The organism is Vibrio sp. TAP-3B (assembly GCF_057784735.1).
Map to the genome: position 1 here is coordinate 1051289 of NZ_CM173495.1, position 21308 is coordinate 1072596.

Below are 21308 nucleotides of genomic sequence, written 5' to 3' on the forward strand. Positions count from 1 at the left end.
ATAACGTCAAGAAACAGAAAAACCACCGCGTTGCGATGGTTTTTCTTTGTATAAGACACGTGTTTTACGCCAAAAAGACCATGCTTTCGCGTGATCTATTTGTTCGGCTTACTGTACTTTCTTCAGGTTCTCTACACGCGCTTTTAACTTCTGCCCTGGGCGAAACGTAACTACACGTCGAGCAGTAATTGGAATATCTTCACCGGTTTTCGGGTTACGACCAGGTCGTTCATTCTTGTCACGAAGGTCAAAGTTACCAAAACCTGACAGTTTTACCTGTTCGCCACTTTCCAGTGCCTTACGAATCTCTTCAAAAAACACTTCCACCGTTTCCTTGGCGTCCCGTTTACTAAATCCTAATTTATCAAACAGGTTTTCTGCCAGTTCGGCTTTTGTGAGCGCCATAAAACTTTCCTCAAAGCTATTTTAAACAATGCTACTTAGTGTAGCGCCAGAGCAGTTTTACCCTACCAATTCAACAACATATCGGGGTTACATCGGTAAGTGTATGACAAGCTTATGATTTTCGCCAACTTTTTTATTGGTAAACAATGGAATAGCATTATGAAAATTATTGTTAAACACCAAGGTTTTAATATTTTTGTTTCTACTTCATCTTACAAAAGAAACCAACCTAGTCAAAACGGCTAATAAATTAGTTTATATCAACATTAATCACTATTTAACAAAAATGTCAGTGATGGGTTGTTTTACCAGCACTTGATACAAAACTTACCGTAATTTCAGTAATTTGTATGTAACTCGACACGTAATGCATGGACTTAAAGGTATGACTATCTAACGGTAAAAATGTACTTATAAAGCTTGATTTAACCCACGCTTCTCACTGGCCAGCGGTGACGCAATATACAAAGGTTGCTAATGTGGTCATTAGGGCTTCTTGAACTCATATCCTTACCTCTAATTAAGACGACCATGATTAATCAAATCATAAATATTCTTTTCCCTGTTTTTGCTCTCGTCGGAGTCGGCTATCTGGTAGGTCGTTACATCAAGCCTGACTTTCGTCCAATTAACCGCATTAATATTGAAGTTTTCACACCTGCGCTGGTGTTTTCTTCGCTCGCTAGCATGCCGTTAAACTCGAATCAGGGACCACTCCTTTTGGCAGCAATTGTCGCGGTTTTAGTTCCTGCTCTGATCATGATCCCTGTATGTCGGTTTACGTCACTCTCGTTTAAAACCTGGGCGCCGCCACATATGTTTCGCAATAGCGGAAACCTAGCCATTCCCTTGTTTACCTATACGTTTGGAGAAGTTGCGCTCTCATCAGCAGTGTTGTTATTTGTCGTCTCGGCGTGTCTGCATATCAGCTTAGGCGTGATGCTGCTTAGTCATGGGAACCCTTTTAAGCAGATAATCAAAATGCCGATCTTTTTAGCAGCTTCGTTGGCTCTGTGTCTGAACGTGTCGGCGGTGGGAGCGTGGATGCCCTTATACGAAGCGACTTTTCTACTTGGACAAGCGGCGGTACCCGTGATGCTTTTATCTCTAGGGGCGCAAATGTGTCATTTAAGATTGGACGGTTTAAAGATTGGCGTATTGTGTACCATACAGTCGCTTGCAACCGGGGCTGTTGCGTTTGCACTTATTTATTGGTTAATACCCCTTCCAACGATGCAATTGCAGATGATGGTGCTCTTCACAATGCTTCCACCAGCCGTCATGAATTACCTATTTGCTGAAAGACTGAATATAGAACCGATGAAAGTGGCATCAATGGTACTATTTGGCAACTTTTTCAGTATTCTTACGCTACCGCTTTTACTGAGCTACACCCTCTCACTCAGCTAATTATTAATAAACTGGCGTTAGCGTGTATTGGCAGAAAAAACGACAGGCCCGACTCTCGATTGAGGCGCTACCCTTAATTTGGTACAGATTTTTGAGGTTATCAGAGGTAACGTAAGCGGCATAGCACGTGAGCAACGATAAGGTAATCCTCAACATAAAAAACCCTACCAATTTGGCAGGGTTTTTAGTTTCTTAAAAGAGGTAGTTCGCCTAACGCTTAGTCACGCAGAGCTGCACCAAACTTCTCAGAAACGTGAGCAACGATAGCATCTACCGCGCCAGCGATATCTGCATCTTCAAGCGTACGCTCAACTGACTGTAGAGTCAGAGCGATTGCTAGGCTCTTTTTGCCGTCTTCAACGCCTTTACCTACGTATACGTCGAATAACTTCGCATCTTTCAGGAACTCACCGCCTTGTTCTAGACAAGCATTAACGATGTCGCCAGATGCTACCGCTTCATCCACAACTACCGCGATATCACGACGGTTTGATGGGAATTTAGAAAGCTGAACCGCTTCTGGAATCACTTTACTGTTGATTGCAGACCATTCAATTTCGAATACGATGGTACGACCGTTTAAACCGAACTTACGCTCAAGCTCAGGGTGAACAGTACCGATCACACCGACTTCTTTACCATCTACGATGATTGCCGCAGATTGACCTGGATGAAGTGCTGGGTTAGCTTTTTTGCTTTCAGGTGACAGTGCTGCGAAAGAGTACGCTTTTTCGTTCGCAGATAGCTCTAGAATCGCTTCTAGATCGCCCTTAAGGTCGAAGAAATTAACGGTGTTAGTTTCGATATCCCAGTGTTCTTCACCGCGAGTACCTGCGATAACACCTGCTAGCATAGGCTCTTGGCGCATGCCGTTTTCTGCAGATTCACATGGGATGAAACGTAGGCCGTATTCGAATAGACGAACGCGTGGCTGTTGACGTTTCTGGTTGTGAACAACCGTGTTCAGCAGACCTTGGATAAGACCAAGACGCATTGCTGACATGTCTGCAGAAATTGGGTTTGGAAGCACTAATGGTTCAACACCAGGTACAACTAGCTTTTGTTGCTCTGGCTCAACGAAGCTGTATGTGATTGCTTCGTGGTAACCACGGTCAACAAGAAGATCACGAACGCGTTTCAGTGGAAGATCCGCTTCAACGTGGTTGTGCATCTTAAGTGCTGCTGCTGGGTGTTGGTTAGGGATGTTGTCGTAACCGTAGATACGGCCAACTTCTTCAATCAAGTCTTGCTCGATAGCGATATCGAAACGCCATGTTGGCGCTACTGCGACCCAACCTTCTTCAGAAGCTTCAACCGTTAAACCTAGGCGCTCTAGGATTTCTACTACGTCAACATCAGCGATGTGATGACCGAGTAGGTTGTCTAGTTTGCTGCGACGTAGAGCAACTTTGTTTGGCTTAGGTAGGTCTGCTTCAGACTCAACAGCAACAACAGGTGCTACTTCACCACCACAAATTTCAACGAGAAGTTGAGTGGCACGCTCCATTGCGCTTACTTGTAGTGCGTAATCCACACCACGCTCGAAACGCATTGAAGAATCAGTGTGAAGACCGTAGCTACGCGCGCGACCACGGATGTGGTCAGGTGCAAAGAATGCACACTCTAGTAGAACGTCTTTAGTCTCAGTTGTTACACCAGACTCTTCACCACCAAAGATACCTGCGATTGCCAGTGCTTTGTTGTGGTCAGCTACAACTAGTGTCTCTGCGTTTAGTTCTGCTTCGCTGCCGTCAAGAAGTGTTAGCTTCTCACCTTGCTCAGCCATACGAACTACGATGCCACCTTCGATCTTCGCTAGATCGAATGCGTGCATTGGTTGACCTTGCTCTAGAAGCACATAGTTAGTGATGTCTACAACAGGGTCGATAGAGCGAATACCACAACGACGCAGTTTCTCTTGCATCCATAGTGGCGTTTCAGCTTGAACGTTTACGTTCTTAACAACACGACCCAGGTAACGTGGACACGCAGCTGGCGCTTTCACTTCAATAGACACTTTATCGTCGATTGAAGGGGCAACTGCTTCTACTGATGGCTCAGTCACGTCAGCACGGTTTAGTACGCCAACTTCACGAGCTAAACCACGGATGCTGAAACAGTCAGCGCGGTTTGCTGTTAGATCTACGTCTACCGTTACGTCATCTAGACCTAGGAATTCACGGAAATCAGTACCGATTACTGCGTCTTCTGCTAGTTCCATGATGCCGTCTGACTCAACATCAATGCCTAGTTCAGTGAATGAACAAAGCATGCCGTGAGATGGCTGGCCACGTAGTTTCGCTTTTTTGATTTTGAAGTCGCCTGGAAGAACAGCACCAACTGTTGCTACTGCTACTTTCAGACCTTGGCGACAGTTAGGTGCGCCACAAACGATGTCTAGAAGCTCTTCTTCGCCTACATCTACTTTAGTAACGCGAAGTTTGTCTGCGTCTGGGTGTTGACCACATTCAACAACGTGACCCACTTTAACGCCAGTGAAAGAACCCGCTACAGGAAGAACGTCGTCTACCTCTAGGCCGGCCATTGTAATTTGATGAGTGAGTTCGTCAGTAGTAACCGCTGGGTTTACCCACTCACGAAGCCATGATTCGCTGAATTTCATGTTGATGAACCCTCTGGATTACTTGAACTGTTTTAGGAAACGAAGATCGTTTTCGAAGAACGCACGTAGATCGTTTACGCCGTAACGAAGCATCGTTAGACGCTCAACACCCATACCGAATGCGAAACCAGAGTATTTTTCAGGATCGATGCCTACGCTACGTAGTACGTTCGGGTGAACCATACCGCAGCCTAGTACTTCTAACCATTTACCGTTTTTGCCTTTCACGTCTACTTCAGCTGAAGGTTCAGTGAATGGGAAGTAAGATGGACGGAAACGTACTTCTACTTCTTCTTCGAAGAAGTTACATAGGAAATCGTGCAGGATGCCTTTCAACTGTGCAAAGTTTACGTTCTCATCAACCAGCATGCCTTCCACCTGGTGGAACATTGGCGTGTGTGTTTGGTCGTAGTCGTTACGGTATACACGGCCTGGTGCGATGAAACGGAATGGTGGTTTGCCATTTTCCATCGTACGGATCTGTACGCCTGACGTGTGAGTACGAAGCATCAAATCTGGGTTGAAGAAGAAAGTATCGTGATCAGTACGAGCAGGGTGATCAGCTGCAATATTTAGCGCATCAAAGTTGTGGAATGCATCTTCGATCTCTGGGCCAGCTTCGGTGTTAAAACCAAGTTCGCCAAAGAACTTCTCAATACGCTCTACAGTACGAGTTACTGGGTGTAAACCACCGTTTTCAATACGACGACCTGGTAGTGTTACGTCGATTGTTTCTGCTGCTAGTTTCGCTTCAAGCTCTGCACGTTGTAGTGCGTCTTTACGAGCTGCGATAGCTTGTTGAACGACGCCTTTCGCTTTGTTGATCTCTTGACCCGCTTCACGGCGTTCTTCTGGTGGTAGTTTGCCTAGGCTTTGAAGTTGAGCAGTTAGCTCACCTTTTTTACCCAGATACTGAACACGCACTTCATCAAGTGCGACTAGCGATTCGGCAGCTTCAATTGCAGTGCTCGCGCTAGCAATGATCTCTTCTAGATGTTGCATCGTTTCCTCATCTACCTGCTGGTAGTGTCCATAAAGGAGTGATTGGTTTTTTGATAGCTGTACATAGTAGCCAAACCAGACACCAATGCCAAATTGAATTATGAAAAGAAGAGGTTATTGAGTAAAAAGAACACAAAAAGTATAAAGGCGGCGTCTCTTGGAATGGCGCTCATTTATCGAGACTATTTTACGAATCGACCAAATATAGTGGCGCCAGATTTTAAGAATAAGACAAAAAGTACGTTTCTTTGGTGATTAGCATTTGGAGGGATTATCTCCGTTGGATTAAGTTAATTTTGGACGGAACGAACACAGTTCTTACCATTCTGCTTGGCAAGATACACCCCTTTGTCCGCCACACGAATTAAATCTGTGTAGGTATCCATATCACCTCGGCGCTCCGCTACCCCCACACTGATGCTGCCTCGCCAAGATTCAACTGATGTTGATACTTGCATACCAGATACTTTTTTTCTTACTACTTCGGCAACATGCAATCCCCCCTCTAAACCAGTATCCGGACAAATCACGAGAAACTCGTCGCCCCCTAAACGGCAAACGATATCATCGCTGCGGAAATAGTGTGTCAGTGCTTGCGCGAGCGCTTGAAGGACCACGTCTCCAGCTTCATGCCCACAGGTATCATTAACCTGCTTGAAGTAATCTGCATCTATCATTACGCAAACAAGAGACCATTCTTTGCTGTCCTCATCATCCCACAACGTTTTTAGTATCTTGATCGCGTTTCGACGATTAGGTAGCTGTGTTAAAGAATCTGTTAATGATAACGATTCAAGCTGTTTATTGGCGTCGGAGAGTTGTCGCGTCCTTTCATCAACCTTTTCTTCCAGAACCAAATTAAGCTTGAGCAATTCTCGATTACGCTCAGACACTTGTGAAAATAGTTCGGTTAACGCCCTTAGCAAAGGTTCTGTTGAAGCATTTACTTGTTTTTCTTGATTATCATATGCTGCTTTCGGTGACATACCAGACTGTATAGCGGCTACTTGCTTCGCCATATTCTGATCAATTCCTAGAATGTGGTACGCCAGCCAATGGATAAGAAAATCCAGCAACTGCTTCGCTGCTTTTTTGTTTTCTTCATTGATGAAGCTTTGCATGCTGATAATATCACTCATAAACGCGCGATGAACTTGAATATGCCTATGTAGGTGCTCGGAATATATACCAGCCTCTCGCATCAAACTCTCTTCTTCCTTGAAGTGAAACTCGGCATATCGAGATAGATCAAAAAGCGCCAGTTGGATATCCGTTAAAGCAATACTGTTTTGCGTCAAAAGTTCGCCGTATTTATTGATAAAACCAACTAAGTATTGATGTTGCTCATCAACTTTTTCAATTCCAGTTTCGAAATATGTGTCCCAGTCAAATGACTTCAACGTAACGACTCCTGAGTAGAAACAGTAAGCAGTGATAGTTGCTCATATATATCTATCAATGCCACAATAAACATATCGGATAGTAACGATAAACTTTCCTTAACGCTCTAACTGTCAATCAAAACAATGAAGTCGATCTATCTCACTCGATCTTTTTGATTAATTTATCAACCAACCAGTTTGATAGCTTTATGGGATGGCGTTATGATGTCCGTTCGTGGCGTTTATTTATTACAAGTCATATCAGTTAGCAAGTTTTACAGCGGTACCAAAGGCTAAAATTTCAGAAGAACCATCCACAATTGAACTGGTTGTCAACCGGATACCGACAATCGCATCTGCGCCTTTATATTCTGCGTCTTGTACCATGCGTTGAATTGCGACGTTACGCGCTTCGCTCATCATTTCGGTATAACCACAAATCTCTCCACCGAAGATGCTCTTAATGCCTGCCATCAGGTCACGGCCAATATGTTTAGATTGAACAACATTACCTGTTACCACTCCTTGTATTTCTACGATATCTTTTCCTGGAATAGTCTCTGTCGTTGTGCAGATCATTTATAGTTCCTCAAACCGTTAATATTCAATTTACGTTATCATTTAAGTTGAGGAGATAAAACCAAGAAAGCGGAACTAGATATTAGGCGGGGGGAATGATGATGAGAGTGTGCCAATTATACGAAGGGAAAACCCTTGGGATGAGTTATGCGAAGATATAAAAAAGGAGAGCCTAAGCTCCCCCTTTTCTTAAACCTAAACTGCTAATTAAAGAGCAGCTTTTGCTTTTTCAACTAGAACTGCAAATGCAGATTTGTCGAATACCGCAATATCAGCAAGAATCTTACGATCGATCTCGATAGATGCTTTCTTAAGACCGTTGATGAAACGGCTGTAAGATAGACCATTTTGACGAGACGCAGCGTTAATACGTGCAATCCAAAGTTGACGGAATTGACGTTTCTTGTTACGACGGTCACGGTAAGCGTATTGACCAGCTTTAGTAACTGCTTGGAAAGCTACGCGGTAAACACGTGAACGTGCTCCGTAGTAACCTTTGGCTTGTTTTAGAACTTTCTTATGACGTGCACGAGCTTGTACACCACGTTTTACGCGAGGCATTATGCTTCTCCTAAACTAAACGATTGATAACTAAAAAGAATTAAGCGTATGGCAACATACGAATTACTGCAGCCACTTCACAACGTGGAAGGATTGCATTTGGACGTAGTTGACGCTTGTTCTTAGTAGTACGCTTAGTCAGGATGTGACGTTTAGTAGCGTGCTTGAACTTAATACCGCCAGCAGTTTTCTTAAAACGCTTAGCAGCACCTTTGTTGGTTTTCATCTTAGGCATGATGAATAACTCCGCATTGTAGTAGTTTAATTAACAATGTAATTAAGGCGAACAAAACCTAGTCATCGTGTTAAACGACTAGGTTTAAGTTACTTTATGAGCCGTTAATTACTTCTTTTTAGGGGCTAGCACCATGATCATCTGGCGACCTTCGATCTTCTTAGGGAAAGATTCCACTACAGCAAGTTCTGCAGTGTCTTCCTTAAGACGATTTAGAACGTCAACACCGATGCTTTGGTGTGCCATCTCTCGGCCACGGAAGCGAATTGTTACCTTCACTTTGTTGCCTTCTTCAAGGAAACGCGTCAGGTTGCGTAGTTTTACCTGATAGTCTCCAATATCAGTTCCAGGACGGAATTTTACTTCCTTGATCTGGACCTGCTTTTGCTTCTTCTTCTGCTCTTTAGCAGTTTTGCTCTTCTCGAAGAGGAACTTACCATAGTCCATCACACGACAAACAGGTGGCTCGGCGTTAGGGCTGATCTCAACGAGATCCATACCAGCTTCTTCAGCAGCTGCAATGGCTTCTTGAATCGATACAACACCAACTGAGTCACCGTCAGCGCCTGTTAGTCGAACTTCACGAACACCACGAATTTCACCGTTTATACGGTGCGGGTTTTGTTTTACCGGCTGTTGGCCACGTCTTCCGCCTTTAATAGCTTATTCCTCCAGATTGAGCTTACGGCTTGAGATCTCGTCTTGGATGTATGCAATGAAGTCATCCACTTTAAATTTGCCGAGATCTTTACCTTTACGGGTACGTACTGCAATTTCGCCAGCTTCCATTTCTTGGTCACCAACTACAAGCATATACGGTACTCGCTTCAAAGTATGTTCGCGGATTTTAAAGCCAATCTTCTCATTTCTCAAGTCCGCTTTGGCTCTAATTCCACTTTTTTGTAGTTTTTGTACTATTTCTTGAACATAACCTGACTGTTTATCAGTAATGTTCATAAGAATTGCTTGTTCTGGCGCCAACCAAGTTGGGAAGAAGCCAGCATATTCTTCGATTAGGATACCGATGAAGCGTTCTAGTGAACCTAGAATCGCACGGTGAATCATTACCGGTACAAGACGTTCGTTATTTTCACCTACATAAGTAGCGCCTAGGCGACCTGGTAGGTTGAAATCAAGCTGAACAGTACCACACTGCCAAGCACGGTCTAGACAGTCATATAGCGTGAATTCGATCTTAGGACCGTAGAATGCACCCTCACCTTCTTGAATCTCATATGGGATGTCCATTGATTCAAGAGAAAGTTTCAATGCTTCTTCAGATTGATCCCAGATTTCGTCTGAACCTACACGTTTCTCTGGACGAGTAGACAATTTCACTACGATATTATCGAAACCAAATGTTTGGTATGTATCGTATACCATTTTGATGCAGTTTGTTACTTCTTCTTGGATTTGGCTCTCAGTACAGAAGATGTGAGCGTCATCCTGAGTGAAGCCACGTACACGCATAATACCGTGCAGTGCACCAGATGGTTCGTTACGGTGACATGAACCAAACTCCGCCATACGTAGCGGTAAGTCGCGGTACGATTTTAGACCTTGGTTGAAGATCTGTACGTGACCTGGACAGTTCATTGGTTTAATTGCGTATTCACGGTTCTCAGAAGACGTCGTAAACATCGCATCAGCGTATTTGTCCCAGTGACCAGAGCGTTCCCAAAGAACACGATCCATCATTAGTGGACCTTTTACTTCTTGGTAATCGTATTCTGTTAGCTTGTCACGAACGAATGCTTCTAGATCACGGAAGATAGACCAACCATTGTGGTGCCAGAAGACCATACCCGGAGCTTCTTGCTGCATGTGGAATAGGTCTAGTTGTTTACCGATCTTACGGTGGTCACGCTTCGCCGCTTCTTCTAGGCGAGTTAGGTGCGCTTTCAGTGCTTTCTTATCGTGGAAAGCCGTACCGTAGATACGTTGAAGCATTTTGTTGTCGCTGTTACCACGCCAGTAAGCACCTGCCACGTTCAATAGTGTGAAGTGTTGGCAGAAGCCCATGTGTGGAACATGAGGACCACGACACATGTCGATATATTCTTCATGGTGGTAAAGACCCGGGCGATCATCACGAGATACGTTTTCGTCTAGAATTTCCACTTTGTATGGTTCACCACGTGATTCAAACGCATCACGCGCTTCCTGCCAGCTCACCTTTTTCTTAACAACTTCGTACTTGGTTTTCGCAAGCTCTTTCATGCGCTTTTCAATCTTTTCTAGATCTTCTTGCGTTAGAGACTCGTCTAGGTCGATGTCATAATAGAAACCACTATCTATCGTAGGACCGATCGCCATTTTAGCTTGAGGGTAAAGCTGCTTAATAGCGTGACCAAGGAGGTGAGCGCAAGAGTGACGAACGATTTCTAGACCGTCAACCTCATCTTTAACTGTGATGATTTCTAGGCTTGCATCTTCTTCAATCAGATCACTCGCATCTACGCGGTTACCATTTACACGACCAGCGATCGTTGCTTTGGCAAGACCTGGGCCGATCGATTGCGCAACTTCCATTGTCGATACTGGGTTGTCAAATTGACGCTGACTGCCGTCAGGAAGAGTAATTATAGGCATGCTATGTCCTTTACAGTGGTGTTGCACACCAAGCAACACATGTTATTCAAATTAGAAGCTATTTGTTGGAAAATAGTTGAGAGTCAATAACGGCCTCTCGGTAACACGAATACCGGACCATTATCAAAAGTGAGATTGTACCTAGCTCACATTTAGATTGCAAAGCGCGATTTTGTTTTATCATAAGAACTTAACCTTAGGCCTCGTCGCGACAATCTGATGATTCTTCTTAAGGACTCACATCACTTGTAAACGGAGTTACCCCCTCCCAATAGAACTTGAATACACAACTGGTATAATACTTCCTAATGCATATTGACTAACACAAGACCCTGCACACCTAGTTCCACCTCAAAGTGCAATTTAGGTATATAGTTGTTTTATTGAGTAGTTTGCATGTAGGTGTTCATCATGATCTATTTCAAATCGCGCTTTATGGTGCTTCTATGCACTTCGATATGCTGTGTACCAGCTATGGCATCAAATGACCTGTATGGGCCGCTACGTTCTTACGCACAATCACCAATGCAAGTGGTGAGTCACACCAATATACTCCGTTCTGGGCATAGCCTTCCTTCTGGTTTAGTAGAAGCCTACGGCTCAGGAACCGTGGCTAGTGTATGGGCTCATACTGATGAATACGCTCTTGATTACTACCATAATCAAATCGAAATTGGCAGCAAGTGGCAAATCAATAGCCGTTGGCAATGGGAACTCAATTATCGGTGGGTTTTCGCAGCCGATAACCATTTAGATGGACTGACTAAAAGCTTCCATAACCTTTTCGGTATCGGACAGAATGGGCGGGATAAAGTAGCCAGAGATCGTTTCTACATCTCAATGCCGCAATATGATGTACTGGAAGATGACTTTAAAGGGCAAACACTTGCCAATAACATCTCTACTTACGTGCAATATCAAGTATTACAGAATGAGCATCACGGCCTCTCGGTTGGTGGTAGTCTATATTTTAATGATGTTGCTCACGCAGCCTTTAAAGGCAGTAATTTTGAACAAGGCTTCCAACTGAATTACAGCTACTTGAATGATGCTCATGCTTTTTATTCGATGGTAGGCATGACTTTTCGTTCAAATGATCGAGCCTTGCTTGAACTGCCTTATCGACATAATACTGTTGCCACTGCGGTGGGATACCGTTATGCGTTAGAAGAAAACCATCACTTAGTGGTTGAGTATCATTGGTATCAAGGATCGACAGAAGGACCTGCAGAATTTGCTGATGCATCCAACGAGCTTGTACTTGGCTATCGATATGTAATGGAGAGCTCTGCTATTGAATTTTTAGCGGTAGAGAATGCAAGAAACATGGACAACAGTACCGATATCGCATTTACCTTGGGATATCGATACTTATTCTCACCAAACTCAGAAAGCTGAGAGAGTTAAAGGTTTAGCGCAGGTGCAACCGCTGCTGCAGCTTGTGCATCGGTTGCATTAATCGGCAAGGTAAATGAACGATATTGATCACCAGCCAGGCTCAACGAACGGTCGATCTCTGCCAAACAATGCATAACCTGCCCTTCTAAGATAAAGGACAGTTCAATTTCTTTGGTGGAGAGAAAACCATTATTGCGGAATTCAAGCTCTTGATAAATTCCTGAACGAGAGGCAAATGTGCTCCCACGCAAGAAGCCTTTTTCCACGTCCGCTTTCACCATGGTAAAGCCCGCCTGCTCGATCGCCTGAATAACACGTGATGCGCAAGGAAGTGGTTTCACTTCAATGTAATCACGATCACGAGGGTCAATTGCAAAATCAATATCTAGCGTTGTTTCTACCCATACATGACATTGATTCTTAAGCGCACTGACAGCCGTAATTGGTGTTTCATCATGCAATTTAAGCTCAAACGAAACTTGCTTTTCTTCATTTGCCTGAATGACAAACGGTTCAACCGCTTTTAATTGATCGATAGTGAATGTTTGATAACTCACATTATCATCCACTTCTACTTTCATTTCCGTATTTAGCTTAATAGTGATGGCATCAATTTGCTGTTCAACGTCCCCACCTTTGATATGAACATGCCCTTTCAGCGTCGAACCTTGATATACGCTCATTTCATCTAAAATTGTATCAACTTTGGCTGAGCCAATCCCCAGTGATGCTTTTAGTTTCTTAAACATGCCTTCCCTTTACGACCGTTTTATTGTAAATAGTTGCTCCTTTGTTTACACAATTGCGTTATGCACTGCAAGCAATAAACCATAAGGATATAGGCGAATTTCGTTATCACAACCCAACACACGTAATAAAACGAAGGATCAAGATTCTAGCCTTCAAATCAAACCTATCGATGCCGTTTGGAGAGAATGATTTGCAATCCGTACCTAAATTAAGCAATATTTGTATAGTCAAATAAAGGAATCATTATGTCTGTACCACTCTACATTCAAATCAAACAATTTATCCTCGATAAAATTGATGCTGGAGAGTGGATAGTCGGTCATCGTATCGCTACTGAGATTGAGCTTACCGAGCAATTTGGCGTCAGCCGAATGACAGTAAACAAAGCAATCAGGGACCTCGTGAACGAAGGAAAACTGCAACGCCGACCTCGGCTCGGCACGTTTGTTTGCGCTCCTGTAGAAAAATCACAATCTCCACTGTTAGATATTCGAAATATTGCTGAAGAAGTGAGTGACCGAGGACGACAATACCGCAGCAAAGTGCTCAAACAAGTGGCTATAAAAGCCGATGATAACATCGCGACCAAGTTGGGCGTCATGCTCGGTACTACAGTGTTTTATAGTGAGATCATTCACTATGAAAACAACACTCCCATCCAATTAGAGTTACGTTGGGTAAACCGCCAATATGCGCCACTGTATTTAACCCAAGACTTCACTCACATCACCCCTAACCAATATCTTTCAGATAACTGTCCACTTAACGCTATAGAGCATACTGTTGAAGCAATTATGCCAGATGGTCGTATTATGCAAGATCTAAAAATGCAGGCTCATGAGCCGTGCTTACTGCTCAACCGACGGACTTGGAGCCAAGACAAACTGGTCAGTACTGCATTGCTTTATCACCCTGGCAACAAATACAAGCTGAGCTCAAAAGTTCTCCTTTAAATAACATACCCACTTAACACCCTCTACGTTTTGATCACACTTCTGCAACACAACTCTTGTCATCATTTCTGTTTTGCCCTATTTATTTGTATATACATTTAAAAGTACAAATAAATAGGGGCACTCACATGGATTTGCTGATTCAAAACGCACGTCTGGTTACAATGCAATCAGGAGAACAAGGTTACCGCCCTACGCCTCTAGCTCGTATTGGTATTCAAACTGGAAAAATTGTTGCGATCAGTACTTGTGCCAATGGCGAAGACAATCCGCAAACCGAGTCTCTATTATCACCTCAACATTATCCTCAAACTATCGACCTCCAAGGCAAACTTGTACTCCCTGGCTTAATCGATTGTCATACCCACCTAATTTACGCAGGTAATCGTGCAAACGAATTCGAAATGCGCTTAAACGGTGTGCCGTATCAAGAAATCGCTAAGCAAGGCGGAGGGATTCTTTCAACGGTACATGCCACGCGATCGGCAACAAAAGAACAATTAGTTGAGCTTGCTCTCCCTCGCTTAGATGGTTTACTTGCTAGTGGGGTGACATCGGTGGAAGTAAAATCAGGCTACGGATTGACACTGAATGATGAAGTAAAAATGCTCCGTGCAGCCAAAATGCTTGAACAAGAGCGCAAAGTTAAAATCACCACTACACTTCTTGCCGCTCACGCCATTCCGCCGGAGTTCCAAGGCCGTGCAGATGACTATATTGAGCACATTTGTCAGGACATAATCCCTGTTGTCGCAAAGGAAGAATTAGCCACGAGTGTCGATGTTTTTTGTGAATCGATTGGTTTCAATCTTGAACAAACAGAAAAAGTGTTTGTAGCTGCAAAACGCCACGGCTTAAAGGTTAAAGGGCATACAGAGCAACTTTCGAATCTCGGTGGTACAGCCCTCACTGCGCAATACAACGGTCTGTCAGCGGATCACATCGAGTTTTTAGATGAGCAAGGTGTTAAAGCACTTGCTCGCTCAAACACTGTCGCCACTCTACTGCCTGGCGCTTTTTATTTTCTAAGAGAAACTCAGTTACCACCGATTGAGTTGTTGAGAGAGCATAACGTGCCGATGGCAATTGCTACGGACGTCAACCCAGGTACATCACCGTTTTCTGATCTCACACTCATGCTGAATATGGCGTGCACACTATTTCGCCTTACACCGCAAGAAGCACTGCGTGGTGTAACGCAAAATGCAGCCAAAGCTCTGGGTTATCAAAACTCACGTGGCACCATCAAAGTAGGGTTTGATGCGGACTTCTCTATCTGGGATATCGAAAGCCCTGCTGATTTAAGCTATCAAGTAGGAGCAAAACGTCTAGTAGGTCGTATAGTAAATGGTGAATACATTTCACACGGAGGCCAATAATATGTCTCAATTCGACCTACACTCTCCCCTATTTCATTGGCAAGGCCGTCATGATGCCGAGGACGGCAAGCTTGGTCAGCGAATTCATCACGTGGTTCAACGCCAGAAAGCAGATGAGTTGGGGGCCGTTGCGCATGGCGTCTCATTACTGGGTTTTGCTACGGATGCTGGCGTAGCGAGAAACAAAGGACGCATTGGTGCGAAAAAAGCGCCAGACTTAATCCGACGAGCACTCGCTAATGTAGCATGGCACCAAGAAGTCCCACTATATGACTTAGGTACCGTGGTGTGCGAAGACGACTTACTGGAAGAGAGCCAATCTCTATGTGCGGCAACCATTTCAAGCGCACTGCCTCATACGCCAGTCATCGTGTTAGGTGGTGGGCATGAGATTGCGTGGGCCTCTTTTTCCGGCTTAGCGGAGTATTTTAAAGCGCACCATCCAGAAAAGAAGCCTAAAATCGGTATCATCAATTTCGATGCGCATTTCGACTTACGCGCATTCGAGAGCAGCATCGCCGACATCAGACCAAGCTCTGGCACCCCCTTCAACCAAATTCATCATTTTTGCCAGCGTAACGACTGGGATTTTCACTATGCGTGCTTGGGGGTAAGCCGCTGCAGCAATACCAAAGCGCTATTCGAAAAAGCGGACGCTCTTAATGTGTGGTACGTCGAAGATAATCAACTCAGCTACTTAAACCATAGCTACCACCTAACCCAGCTTCAGCACTTTATCGACGACTGTGACTATCTCTACCTGACCATTGATCTGGATGTATTTCCAGCGGCAACCGCGCCAGGAGTCAGTGCTCCCGCGGCTCGAGGAGTAAGTTACGACACAATCGCACCATTTTTAGACCGAATTCTCCATTACAAAAATAAGCTCATGCTGGCTGATATCGCCGAATACAACCCGAATTATGACGTTGATAGTCAAACCGCACGCCTAGCTGCCCGCTTGTGCTGGGACATCGCTAATGCCATGGCGGAGAAGCAGCACAAACCATAACATATCCTCGATGCCACTTATTATTACGACTGAGCAAGGACTTGGTCATCACGAGAAACTAAAGGAGTCTGAAATGACACAGCGCCAGGGACAAGATCCACGACTTGATACAAGCAGAACAATTCGTGCACCTCACGGAGATAAACTGCGCGCGAAATCTTGGCTAACCGAAGCCCCTCTTCGTATGCTGATGAACAACCTCGATCCTGATGTGGCAGAACACCCACATTCATTGGTGGTATACGGCGGCATTGGCCGCGCAGCACGAAACTGGGAGTGCTACGACAAGATTGTTGAAGTACTTGAAAGACTCGAAGATAACCAAACACTTTTGGTGCAATCTGGGAAGCCAGTTGGCGTATTTCCAACTCATAGAAATGCGCCTCGCGTTCTCATTGCTAACTCAAATATTGTTCCACACTGGGCTAACTGGGAGCATTTCAACGAACTGGATAAACAAGGCTTGATGATGTACGGCCAAATGACCGCTGGCAGCTGGATATACATTGGCTCACAAGGCATCGTTCAAGGTACCTACGAAACTTTCGTTTCGGTTGCGAAGAAACACTTTAACGGCGAAGCAAAAGGCCGTTGGATTCTGACTGGTGGCCTTGGCGGTATGGGGGGCGCACAGACCGCTTGCTGGTACGATGGCGGGTTTCTCTATGATTGCGGTTGAATGCGATGAATCGCGTATTGATTACCGTCTACGTACAGGCTATGTCGACAAGAAAGCGACATCTTTGGATGAAGCGCTGGCCATCGTCAAAGAATCAAATACACCAGTGTCGGTTGGGCTATTAGGTAACGCAGCAGACGTTTTCTCTGAATTGGTAGAACGTAATATCACGCCTGATGTTGTAACAGACCAAACGTCTGCACACGACCCGCTCAATGGCTACTTGCCACAAGGCTGGAGCATGTCTCACGCGGCAGAAATACGTTTGCAAGATGAAGCAATGGTCGTTAAAGCTGCGAAAAAATCCATGGCCGTACAAGTTCAAGCCATGCTCGATCTACAAAACCGCGGCGCCGCCACGCTCGATTACGGTAACAACATCCGTCAGATGGCATTGGAAGAAGGCGTAGAAAACGCATTTGACTTCCCTGGCTTCGTTCCAGCCTACATTCGCCCTCTATTCTGTGAAGGTATTGGTCCCTTCCGCTGGGCTGCGCTATCTGGCGATCCAGAAGATATCTACAAAACCGACCAAAAAGTAAAAGAGCTGATCCCAGATAATCCACATCTACATAACTGGCTAGATATGGCACGCGAACGTATTCAGTTCCAAGGCTTACCAGCACGAATCTGTTGGGTTGGGTTAAGAGATCGTGAACGTCTCGGTCAAGCGTTCAACGAAATGGTAAAAAATGGTGAGCTTAAAGCCCCCGTTGTCATTGGTCGCGACCACTTAGATTCAGGCTCTGTAGCGAGTCCGAACCGAGAAACAGAAGGCATGATGGACGGTTCTGACGCCGTATCAGACTGGCCACTATTAAACGCACTACTCAATACAGCTGGCGGCGCTACTTGGGTTTCACTGCACCACGGTGGTGGCGTAGGTATGGGCTTCTCACAACACTCAGGTATGGTTATCTGCTGTGACGGCAGTGAAGATGCCTCACAACGTATTGCCCGCGTGCTACATAACGACCCAGCAACCGGCGTGATGCGCCATGCTGATGCGGGATACGATATCGCTAAACAATGTGCAGCAGAGCAAGGGCTAGATTTGCCAATGCTCAACGAAGAACTGAAGAAGCTCAAGTAAGGATGAAAGAGATGCTAAATTTAACGCTAAAGCCAGGTCATATTAGCTTAAACGAACTACGCCAAGTGAGCCGTTCACCAGTCAACCTTACTTTGGACCCTGAAGCCATTCCGGCCATTGAAGAAAGCACGCAAGTCGTGGATCGCGTCATCGCGGAAGATAGAACGGTTTATGGAATTAACACGGGCTTTGGTCTACTGGCAAATACTCGAATTGTGCCTGAAGATTTAGAAACCCTACAACGCAGTATCGTGCTATCTCATGCCGCTGGCATCGGTGAGTTTATGTCAGATGAAACGGTTCGTCTGATGATGGTATTGAAAATCAATAGTCTGTCTCGTGGCTTTTCCGGTATTCGTTTAACAGTCATTAATATGCTTATCGACCTAGTCAACGCGCAAGTTTACCCTTGCGTACCTAAAAAGGGCTCTGTTGGGGCATCCGGTGATTTAGCTCCCCTCGCTCACATGAGTACTGTGCTACTAGGTGAAGGACAAGCTCGCCACAATGGCAACATCATTTCTGGCCTAGAAGCCCTAAAAATTGCAGGGTTAGAACCAATCACACTTGCACCTAAAGAAGGCCTCGCACTACTTAACGGGACGCAAGCCTCTACCGCATTTGCATTAGAAGGCTTATTTATTGCAGAGGATTTATTTGCTTCAGCAACCGTATGTGGCGCAATGTCAGTAGAAGCAGCATTAGGCAGTCGTCGTCCATTTGACCCTCGTATTCATCGCGTTCGTGGTCATCGAACCCAAATGGATGCGGCTTTCGCATACCGTTATCTACTCGATACCACCAGCGAAATTGGAGAATCCCACACCAACTGTGAGAAAGTACAAGATCCATATTCACTGCGTTGCCAACCACAGGTAATGGGAGCATGTTTACAACAAATTCGCAGTGCTGCAGAGGTGCTTCAAGTAGAAGCAAACTCAGTGTCTGATAACCCACTCGTATTTTCCGAAGATGATGACATTATCTCAGGTGGTAACTTCCATGCTGAACCCGTTGCGATGGTAGCCGACAACCTCGCTCTTGCTATCGCTGAAATCGGCAGCTTATCTGAACGTCGTATGGCACTCCTTATCGATAGCGCTATATCGAAATTACCGCCGTTCTTAGTCGATAATGGTGGGGTAAACTCTGGTTTTATGATTGCTCAAGTCACCGCTGCCGCACTTGCAAGTGAGAACAAAACCTTAGCTCATCCCGCATCAGTCGACAGCTTGCCAACCTCTGCAAACCAAGAAGACCACGTTTCAATGGCGACGTTTGCGGCCCGAAGATTGAAAGAAATGGGCGAAAACACTCGCGGCATTTTGGCAGTGGAATACCTTTCTGCCGCACAAGGCTTAGATTTCCGTTCTCCAAAAAAATCTTCTGAGCGCATTGAAATTGCAAAGCAGATACTGCGTGAGAAGGTCTCTTTCTACGATAAAGACCGTTACTTCGCACCAGACATTGAACAAGCGAACACACTACTTAAACTGGCGGTTCACAACTCTTTAATGCCAGAGAACCTATTGCCAAGTGTCTCTTAATCCGACCCGGTGAATGTCTCATTCTAAAATAATTTGATAGGTTAAAGGCTCCACCTAAAACGTGGAGCCTTTTTGTGTCTATACTGCTATTCAGCAGTGACTGCTTTATACGTTATGTAGAATCGTTCAAGCCGAGTAGTACATTTATTCCTTCTACAAATAAAAGAGTCGCTTAAGCATGCGTTTTTTAAACATTTATCTGCCGAAATAGTGTCTCATTGTTAAGATACGGTGAAGTTTTCACTGGATGGACCATTGCTACTCAGATATTCGCATATAATCCCCTACAGTTTTGGTTACTACGTAAAAATTATGTTTCTAACACCTTATTTTTCAAGCACTAATCACCAGTTTCAATTCACTCGTGAGCAAGCAAGTCACTTTGCTAAACGCGTAGCGGGCGACTACAACCCCATTCATGATGAAGACAACAAACGTTTTTGCGTCCCTGGCGATCTGCTTTTCGCTGTTCTCCTCAGCAAAGAAGGCGTTAGCCAAAAGATGCGCTTCAGTTTTTCAGGCATGGTCAACGATGGTGTTGCACTTCATATTGAGAATAAGTGTGAAAAAGAAAGCGCCGTCGTTGACGAAGCAGGCAAAGAGTACTTGCGGATGTCTCGTGAAGGTGACATTAATCACGACCCCGAATTTATCGAGCATGTTGTCACAAACTACGTTCAGTTTTCAGGTATGAACTTCCCGCACATCATGGTGCCACTAATGGAAGAAAAGCAGATGATGATCAACTGCCAACGTCCACTGGTTATCTACGAAAGCATGGAAGTGGAGTTTTCTCACTTAAACCTAACGCATCCTGAAGTTGATTTCACTGGCGCAACATTCGATGTCGAAGGAAAACGCGGTGTTGTCACTCTAAACTTTGCGTTTAAAGAAGATGGCGAATTGGTAGGAAAAGGCATCAAACGCATGGTTGCAAGTGGGCTGAAACCCTACGACCAAGATGCGGTCGATGATCTGGTACAACGCTTTAATGAGCGTAAGGATGCGTTTTTAGCAAAGTGCGTTAAGGCCGCTTAATCTGTGGCAATCAAACAATAAAAAAGCGCCCAATAAGGTATTGTTGGGCGCTTTTTTATACTCAACATAACCTGGTTAGCGTCACCACAGATTACCTCGTTATATCTAAAAACTTTCGGATTCCAAACCAACTCTAAACCCAGCGTCGCACTTGATTCTTATAGTCGATATATTGTTCACCAAAGTGCCTCTCCAGCGCCCGCTCTTCCGGCTTTATCTGATATTTATTCATATAACACACAAACAAGGCGCCACACACAATCACACTTAAATGTTGCCACCACAGCCCTAAAGCAATGATGAGTAGCAGTAAACCGGCGTACATTGGGTTACGGGTATAGGCGAACACCCCTGTCCTCACAATAGAAGAAGCCGACTCCGGCTTTACTGGGTTAACGGTCGTTTTGACTTTTCGGAATTCATAGATTGCGGCAATACCGATCAGCCCTGACAATAAAATCAAACCCGCGACAACAAACTCAACAAAAGGGACATGGATCATGAAGCTAGGTGTTAGACCTTTCAGCCAGTACATCCCCAAAACCACGACCAAGAACACAGCAACAGGCGGAACTCTAAGCTCTAGTTTTCTCAAAACTGATATCCTTAACAATCGTACACACTTTACTATTACAACGTTCATAAAGCCCAGTTTAATGGGCTTTCGACA

At 44.7% G+C, this 21308-nt stretch carries 18 protein-coding genes and 1 pseudogene; 8 read left to right on the forward strand and 11 right to left on the reverse strand.

Annotated elements, in window-relative coordinates:
- Positions 1–108 precede the first annotated feature (108 nt).
- Entirely contained in the window at positions 109–405 is a 297-nt protein-coding gene (gene ihfA / locus AC3D28_RS04960) for an integration host factor subunit alpha (protein WP_005377899.1), read from the reverse strand.
- Positions 406–936: 531 nt separating this feature from the next.
- Here ihfA and AC3D28_RS04965 point away from each other — a divergent pair.
- Complete coding sequence (locus tag AC3D28_RS04965) at positions 937–1815, forward strand: AEC family transporter (RefSeq protein WP_488535743.1); 879 nt, start codon at positions 937–939, stop codon at positions 1813–1815.
- 217 nt (positions 1816–2032) lie between these two features.
- Here AC3D28_RS04965 and pheT read toward each other — a convergent pair whose 3' ends face one another.
- The 8 genes from pheT to thrS form a co-directional block, all read right to left on the reverse strand.
- Positions 2033–4438, reverse strand: coding sequence for a phenylalanine--tRNA ligase subunit beta (gene pheT, locus AC3D28_RS04970; protein ID WP_488535744.1), 2406 nt, complete (start codon positions 4436–4438; stop codon positions 2033–2035).
- Positions 4439–4456: 18 nt separating this feature from the next.
- Positions 4457–5440, reverse strand: a complete 984-nt coding sequence (pheS, locus tag AC3D28_RS04975; protein WP_005385470.1) for a phenylalanine--tRNA ligase subunit alpha — start codon at positions 5438–5440, stop codon at positions 4457–4459.
- 290 nt (positions 5441–5730) lie between these two features.
- A complete protein-coding gene (locus AC3D28_RS04980; RefSeq protein WP_488535745.1) occupies positions 5731–6840 on the reverse strand; it encodes a diguanylate cyclase in 1110 nt (369 codons plus the stop codon).
- 243 nt (positions 6841–7083) lie between these two features.
- Positions 7084–7401, reverse strand: a complete 318-nt coding sequence (locus AC3D28_RS04985; protein ID WP_488535746.1) for a heavy metal-binding domain-containing protein — start codon at positions 7399–7401, stop codon at positions 7084–7086.
- A 207-nt stretch (positions 7402–7608) separates the two neighbouring features.
- On the reverse strand, positions 7609–7962 hold the full coding sequence (rplT, locus tag AC3D28_RS04990) for a 50S ribosomal protein L20 (protein ID WP_021019837.1): 354 nt from the start codon (positions 7960–7962) through the stop codon (positions 7609–7611).
- Positions 7963–8002: 40 nt separating this feature from the next.
- Positions 8003–8197 (reverse strand): 50S ribosomal protein L35, encoded by a 195-nt coding sequence (gene rpmI, locus AC3D28_RS04995; RefSeq protein ID WP_098415458.1) that lies wholly within the window; start codon positions 8195–8197, stop codon positions 8003–8005.
- A gap of 108 nt (positions 8198–8305) precedes the next feature.
- Entirely contained in the window at positions 8306–8857 is a 552-nt protein-coding gene (gene infC / locus AC3D28_RS05000; protein ID WP_098415457.1) for a translation initiation factor IF-3, read from the reverse strand.
- 3 nt (positions 8858–8860) lie between these two features.
- Complete coding sequence (thrS, locus tag AC3D28_RS05005; protein ID WP_488535747.1) at positions 8861–10789, reverse strand: threonine--tRNA ligase; 1929 nt, start codon at positions 10787–10789, stop codon at positions 8861–8863.
- A 435-nt stretch (positions 10790–11224) separates the two neighbouring features.
- Between thrS and AC3D28_RS05010 the strand changes: the two genes are divergently transcribed.
- A complete protein-coding gene (locus tag AC3D28_RS05010; protein ID WP_488536056.1) occupies positions 11225–12187 on the forward strand; it encodes a DUF3187 family protein in 963 nt (320 codons plus the stop codon).
- A gap of 5 nt (positions 12188–12192) precedes the next feature.
- Here AC3D28_RS05010 and AC3D28_RS05015 read toward each other — a convergent pair whose 3' ends face one another.
- Entirely contained in the window at positions 12193–12936 is a 744-nt protein-coding gene (locus AC3D28_RS05015) for a sporulation protein (RefSeq protein WP_488535748.1), read from the reverse strand.
- Positions 12937–13182: 246 nt separating this feature from the next.
- Here AC3D28_RS05015 and hutC point away from each other — a divergent pair, with 246 nt between their 5' ends.
- The 6 genes and pseudogenes from hutC (at position 13183) to AC3D28_RS05045 (ending at position 20638) form a co-directional block, all read left to right on the forward strand.
- Positions 13183–13890, forward strand: a complete 708-nt coding sequence (gene hutC, locus AC3D28_RS05020) for a histidine utilization transcriptional repressor HutC (protein ID WP_488535749.1) — start codon at positions 13183–13185, stop codon at positions 13888–13890.
- Positions 13891–14018: 128 nt separating this feature from the next.
- Positions 14019–15269 (forward strand): imidazolonepropionase, encoded by a 1251-nt coding sequence (hutI, locus tag AC3D28_RS05025; RefSeq protein WP_488535750.1) that lies wholly within the window; start codon positions 14019–14021, stop codon positions 15267–15269.
- Between the two features lies 1 nt (position 15270).
- Positions 15271–16281: a formimidoylglutamase gene (gene hutG / locus AC3D28_RS05030; protein WP_488535751.1), complete on the forward strand. Its 1011-nt coding sequence runs from the start codon at positions 15271–15273 to the stop codon at positions 16279–16281.
- A gap of 73 nt (positions 16282–16354) precedes the next feature.
- A pseudogene (gene hutU, locus AC3D28_RS05035) lies at positions 16355–18053 on the forward strand (urocanate hydratase).
- An 11-nt stretch (positions 18054–18064) separates the two neighbouring features.
- Positions 18065–19600, forward strand: a complete 1536-nt coding sequence (gene hutH, locus AC3D28_RS05040) for a histidine ammonia-lyase (RefSeq protein ID WP_488535752.1) — start codon at positions 18065–18067, stop codon at positions 19598–19600.
- A 312-nt stretch (positions 19601–19912) separates the two neighbouring features.
- Positions 19913–20638 (forward strand): DUF3581 domain-containing protein, encoded by a 726-nt coding sequence (locus AC3D28_RS05045; protein ID WP_488535753.1) that lies wholly within the window; start codon positions 19913–19915, stop codon positions 20636–20638.
- 133 nt (positions 20639–20771) lie between these two features.
- On the opposite strand, the gene AC3D28_RS05050 is transcribed toward AC3D28_RS05045, so the two are convergent.
- Positions 20772–21233, reverse strand: coding sequence for a methyltransferase family protein (locus AC3D28_RS05050; protein ID WP_488535754.1), 462 nt, complete (start codon positions 21231–21233; stop codon positions 20772–20774).
- Positions 21234–21308: the final 75 nt, after the last annotated feature.